The following is a 6,306-nucleotide window of genomic DNA, read 5'->3' as shown; positions in this document are numbered from 1 at the left end:
ACAGAGTATTTTAACTTCATCGCTCAAAAGTCAATTTTATAGGTTACTAATCATTATTAGTATCCCGGGCATTCTTGTGACATTTTTAGCCCTATGGGCAGAACGTGAGGCTGCGATTGAAAAAAGCGAAGAAAAAGTCGTTAATATTGCTAAGCATTTAACCCACCAACAAACAGCAATGATTGGAGAAACTGAGCAACTCACTCGGTTTTTAGCAAACACAATTGCTGCAGAACCCAACCTTCCGGACACGTGCCCTAGCTATTTTTACCAAATACAAGAGCTCTACACTAACGTTGCCAATATTGGTGTAGTTGATGACAAAGGAAACTTAATTTGTGTAACCAATGGCATAGTAAAAAATGTGTCTATTAGTGATAGGCAATACTTTAAAAATGCCATAGCAAATAAAAGCTTTTCAATTGGGTATTTTCAATACGACAGAAGCATTCAAGCACCCAGTGTTAACTTTGCTCACCCTATTATTGATAAGCAAGAGCAATTAAAGGGCGTTGTTGTTACAGTGATTGCACTTGACTGGTGGAGTGCAGCTTTAGACAAAGCCGAATTCCCAATTGGTTCGAACGCTGTTATTGCTGATTCTAATGGCCTTGTACTAGCAAGTTACCCAAACTCATTGCTACCTTTAGGGGAAAAAATAAACAACAAACACTTTTTACATGGTGATAACTCATTAGCTATGTTTAAAGACGATAACAACGTCAATCAAATCTTTCACCGAGCAACTATTTATAATGACATTAATAACAATAATTTAGAAATTTACATCACATCGCCCACTGATAAATATATTAATCGAGCAAATAAACACTTTTTAGAAACTATTATTTTATTTTTTAGCGCTATTTTAATTATTGCTTTTATTGGCCACCATTTAATTAAAAAAAGTATTTTTTACCCTATTGAAAAACTCTCCCAAGCAACCGACCTATTAGCACAAGGCAATATGCCCGCTCATAAAATAAAACCTAATAGTCCTGAATTATCAGCTTTATATACGCGCTTTGAAGCCATGGCTGAAACACGTTTGCAAACAGAAGCCGATTTAAAAAACAAACATAACGAGTTGACAGGGTTACTAAATGCCCTCCCCGATATGTACCTCAGATTCAACAATACGGGTACTATACTTAACGTTAGCGGCACCATTATCCCGCTATTCGCCGCAAGCAGTAAACTGCCTGAAAACTTATTAGACATATTACCAAAAGATATTACTGAACAAATTTTGAGTGAAGCATCCAACCGCGAAGACGTCATCACTTTTGACTTTAAAATAAGTACAGGTGTGGCGGACCACTATTTTGAGGCGAACATAAATCACCTTGAAAAAAGTGATGAGCTAATACTTGTGCTTCGTGATATTAGCCAACGCAAAGTAAATGAAGACTCGCTTCACTTAGCGTCTCTTGTTTATGGTAACAGTAGCGAAAGTATGGCAATTACAGATGCCAACGGTATTATTTTTGATGTAAACCCTGCCTTTTGTGAAACAACACAATATTCTAAAGCCGAAGTGATTGGCCACTCTACCCGCATACTTTCTTCAGGGGAGCACTCAAAAGAGTTTTATGAAAAAATTTGGGCATCAATAAATGCCACTGGCCGCTGGCAAGGCGAAATTATAAACCGTAAAAAAAATGGGGTACTATTTACTGAGTGGCTAAATATAGACACTGTTTACGATGAAAATAACAAACCTGCACGCCGAATAGCTATCTTTACTGATTTAACTGAAAAAATTCAAGCAAATAAAACAATTTGGCGACAAGCTCACTTCGATCATTTGACCGATTTACCAAATCGATTAGAGCTTAAAAAGCGACTAAATAAACAGTTTTCTAATGCAAATAATGAAAGCTTTGTTGTAATGCTTTTAGATATTGATCATTTTAAAGATATTAACGATACTTTAGGCCACCACTATGGAGACAACCTATTAAAAGTGGTGTCGCAGCGTATTGTCAATTCTGCTAAAAATGCCGAATTTGTTGCGCGCATTGGTGGTGATGAATTTGTTATTGTTTTTAATCATATTAAAAGTACTCGCCATATAAACCAGATTGCTAGCAATATTTTACAAAGCTTATCGTCTGCGCTACATGTTGAAAATGAAGAAGTATTTATAAGTGCAAGCATGGGTATAGCCTGTGCGCCCGAAGATGGTGAAAATACCGAGCAGCTATTAAAAGCAGCCGATCAGGCAATGTATAAGGCTAAAAATAATGGCCGTAATGGCTTTGAATTTTTCTCTCGTGATATGAGAGAGCAAGCACAAGCTCGTATGGTGTTACTCAAAGACTTACGCTGTGCAATAGAATATAACCAGTTCGAATTATTTTATCAGCCTATAGTGTCACTAAACGATTTACATATACACAAGGCTGAAGGCTTAATACGCTGGCAACATCCACAAAAAGGGTTAATAAGCCCTATTGCGTTTATTCCACTTGCTGAAGAAACAAGGCAAATTAATGCCATTGGCCAATTTGTATTTTCCCAAGCAATAGAAACACTCACCGATATAAAAAAATTGACTGATGGCGATTTTCAAATAAGTGTAAACGTCTCCCCTGTACAATTATCTACAGCTAATAGTGGTATTGATGATTGGTATGCCATGCTTGATGCCGCTAAAATTTCCCCCTCTTCTATTGTTGCTGAAATAACAGAAGGCTTAATGGTTAACCCTGAGGAACTGACGCAAAAGCGCCTCAAACACATTGTGAAATCAGGGATGCAACTGGCGCTTGACGATTTTGGTACAGGCTACTCATCGCTTGCCTACTTGCAGGAAATGGATACTGACTACTTAAAGATTGATAAACGCTTTGTTGATAATATTAAAGCTGATAGCCAAGAACTATCGTTGTGTGAAGCAATAATTGTAATGGCTCACCAGCTTGGTTTAAAAGTAATAGCAGAAGGCATTGAAACACCTTTACAATACCAGCTACTAACTGAGGCTGGTTGTGATTATGGACAAGGTTACTTATTTTCCAAGCCTTTAAACAAAAGCGATTTTATGAATCTTATTGCTGAGAAAAAAGTGACTCTTTCAAAGTAAACTTACCGAGATTAGTAAGCTTTGTTAGGGCTGGGTTAAAACATAAATTAATCTATTTCTGTTATGCAATTAAAAATGCGTCTATACGGTCAAGTCCAGGAAGCAAATAAATTTCTAACAGGATTTCAAATGGCAAAACCCACATTAGATCAATGGCGGATGTTTAAAGCCGTGGTAGAACATGGTGGGTTTGCTGGCGCCAGTGCCGCGGTATTTAAAAGCCAGTCAACGGTTCATCATGCAGTGCAAAAACTCGAAGCCGCTTTGCAAATAAAACTACTTGAGGTGAAAGGCCGTAAAGCGTTTTTAACGGAAAGTGGGAAACTTATATTACGCCGTGCAGAGTTTTTAATTGAAGAAGCGAATAAAATAGAATCTGTTGCAAATACACTAAGTGAAGGAGTGGAAAGTACATTAAAAATAGCAGTTGATGAAGTATTCCCTCAACCTATTTTGTATCAAGCACTTGCTAGAACAAGTGAGCTTTATCCATTACTAAAAATCGATTTGATTGAAAGCGTGCTAACTGGCGCCAATGAATTACTTAACAATGCGGTGGTTGATTTAGCTATTTCATCAGTTCCTATTTATGGCATTAGTTGTAGCAAATTAACAGATGTTGAATTTATTGCCGTAGCACATAAAAATCACCCACTTAACCAACATGAAGAACAATTAAGCTTTCGAGATTTAAAACAACATCGACAAATTGTAGTGCGCGACTCTGCAACACACACTAACCAAGACGAAGGGTGGTTAGGCGCAGATATGCGCTGGACCGTTAGCCACTTACGTAATTCAATTGATATGGTGAGCCAAAATCTAGGTTACGCGTGGCTTCCGTTTGATCAAGTAGCTCATCTTATTAATGATCATACACTCAAGGTACTAAACCTTGAGCAAGGCATTACGCGTCCTCTCAGCTTATATTTAATGTGTAACGATGTTGATAGATTAGGCCCTGCAGCACAAGAATTTAAAGATCAACTTACAGCAATAATTGCAGCAGAGTAACGATTGATTAATCGTTTTTGATACCCAGGTGATCAGCAACATACGCGCCGCGTTCACCTAGCTCTTTCTCTGGTCCAATTGTGCTGTCTTTTGCCGTTTGCTGCTCTGTTTCTGCGTTAATAACGGCTCCCATGGTGACGATGTACGCGCTTATATATAACCACATTAGCATGATGACCACCCCACCCAAGGATCCATAAGTTTCGTTATAACTTGAAAAGCGCGATACATAAATTGAAAAGCCAATAGATGCTATAATCCAAAATACGGTTGCAATAGCAGAGCCGAGCGTTATCCAACGCCATTTAGCCGCTTTTCTATGCGGTGCGTAACGGTATAAAAGCACCAATGCAAAGTTAAACGTAAGTGCGAGTATTGGCCACGACACGACCTTAATTAACAAATCGATACTGTCTTTGAGGCCCACTAGATTAAGTACTATGGGCAAAATACCAATAATCAACAGCGCAAAAATAGCGACAAAAATAGCGCCTACCGAAAACATAAAACGAACAAACTGCGCCCTCAAGAAAGAACGTTTTTCATATTCATGATAACTTATGTTGCAAGCTGTAATTAATGCTTGGCTTCCCTTAGAGCTACTCCAAATAGTGAGTAATAACGTTCCTAACGCCCCTAAAGTTAGCCGTGCCTGAGAGCTTTTCGTGAGCTCTGAAATTTGCGATAAAATCAGCTCTCGCGAACTATTTGGTATTAAGGTTGTAAACTGCTTAAGGTGCTCACTGATCTCTGCAGGTGAAGCAAAATAAGCGTATATAGAAACCAAAGCAGCAATAGCTGGAAAAATAGCAAGTAACGCATAAAATGCCACACCAGCAGAAACCAAAGATAAATTGTCTTTGCTCATGCGCGCAAAAATACGCTTAGCAATATCCCACCAGCCCTTCATGGGAATATGTGCTGGTTGCTCTGCATGTTGACCTCTTTTTGGCTTTTTCATACTTAATCTCACTATAGTTAGTACTTTAATGAAGCAAAATAACTGCCAACTTAAAAAAGGTGTTTGGTATTAAACTTGCTGTTAAAGTAAAAGTAACTAAACACGGAAGAAACCCAATGCCTACAATAGCATCAGACGTACCATCGGCTGCCAGTACACCCTCATTAAATCCTGTGATGGAAGGAGATGTGTTTTCGTGGCAATTTTTTTATGACCAAAGCATGCAATTAGTTCACGCTACAGCGCAAATATTACCCACCTTATTGTTAGGTTTACTCTTACTCACTATTAGCTATTTTACAGCAGGCCCTCTTTCACGCATGCTCATAAAACCTATCAATTTAGTAACCGATAGTAAGCTAGTTTTGCTGGTTGTAAGGCGCGGAATTAGCACTTTAGTCATTTTATTAGGCCTATATCTGTTTTTACGTTTAGCAGGGCTTACTGAATTTGCGGTAGCCATAATGAGTGGGACCGGTTTAATAGGCTTAATATTAGGCTTTGCTTTTAGAGACATTGCAGAGAATTTTATAGCAAGCTTACTTTTAAGTGTGCAACGCCCGTTTAAAATAGACGACGTAATTGAAGTAGATGGACGTTTAGGCGTTATCAAAAAGGTAACAGCTCGCGCTACAACGCTTGTTGACTACGATGGAAACCACATTCAAATTCCTAATGCTACAGTGTATAAAAACACCATCAAAAATTTAACTGCTAATCCCAAAATGCGCGGTAAAGTAGAAATAGGTATAGGTTACGATAACGACATACGCAGCGCGCAAACGCTTGCTCTAAATATAGCAAACAAACAAACGGCCGTATTAAGCGATCCCCCAGCACAAGTACTTATAAAAAATTTAGGCTCATCAACGATAAACTTTATTTTATATTTTTGGGTGAATAGCGAGCAGCATAGCCCACTTAAAGTAAGCTCTCAGCTTATGCGTGAACTAGTTAATGAGTTTACTGATAAAAATATTAGTATGCCGGATGATGCCAGAGAACGGATTTTACTAAATGCCTCTGGCGAGGACTTTTCAAGCTCAGTAGTAAAAGAGCGTTTAAATGAAAAGAAACCACCGGAAACCCACGAGCAAACCCAAACACTTAACGATGTAAGCAGTGATACTGACGAAATACGCGAACAGGCAGAGCAGTCAAGGGATCCTGAACAAGGAAAGAATATTATTTAAGTTAATAAAATTTAGATGCAAAAAAGCCCACAGCGTTAACTGCGGGCTTT

Annotated in this window: 4 protein-coding genes; 3 read left to right on the top strand and 1 reads right to left on the bottom strand. The window is 38.4% G+C overall.

What is annotated here, in order from left to right:
• The first annotated feature begins 76 nt into the window (after positions 1-76).
• Both ACFI34_RS16110 and ACFI34_RS16105 read left to right on the top strand, forming a co-directional pair.
• Positions 77-3,088: a bifunctional diguanylate cyclase/phosphodiesterase gene (locus ACFI34_RS16110; RefSeq protein ID WP_462674212.1), complete on the top strand. Its 3,012-nt coding sequence runs from the start codon at positions 77-79 to the stop codon at positions 3,086-3,088.
• 129 nt (positions 3,089-3,217) lie between these two features.
• Positions 3,218-4,102 (top strand): LysR family transcriptional regulator, encoded by an 885-nt coding sequence (locus ACFI34_RS16105; RefSeq protein ID WP_462674211.1) that lies wholly within the window; start codon positions 3,218-3,220, stop codon positions 4,100-4,102.
• Positions 4,103-4,109: 7 nt separating this feature from the next.
• Here ACFI34_RS16105 and ACFI34_RS16100 read toward each other — a convergent pair whose 3' ends face one another.
• Positions 4,110-5,063 carry a YihY/virulence factor BrkB family protein gene (locus ACFI34_RS16100; protein WP_462674210.1) on the bottom strand — a complete coding sequence of 318 codons (954 nt, stop codon included), beginning with the start codon at positions 5,061-5,063 and terminating at the stop codon, positions 4,110-4,112.
• A 116-nt stretch (positions 5,064-5,179) separates the two neighbouring features.
• Between ACFI34_RS16100 and ACFI34_RS16095 the strand changes: the two genes are divergently transcribed.
• Positions 5,180-6,256 carry a mechanosensitive ion channel family protein gene (locus tag ACFI34_RS16095; RefSeq protein ID WP_462674209.1) on the top strand — a complete coding sequence of 359 codons (1,077 nt, stop codon included), beginning with the start codon at positions 5,180-5,182 and terminating at the stop codon, positions 6,254-6,256.
• The last annotated feature ends 50 nt before the right edge of the window (positions 6,257-6,306 follow it).

The sequence above is a fragment of the Pseudoalteromonas sp. PSi26 genome (assembly GCF_054960575.1).
This window is presented reverse-complemented; position numbering and strand designations above follow the sequence as displayed.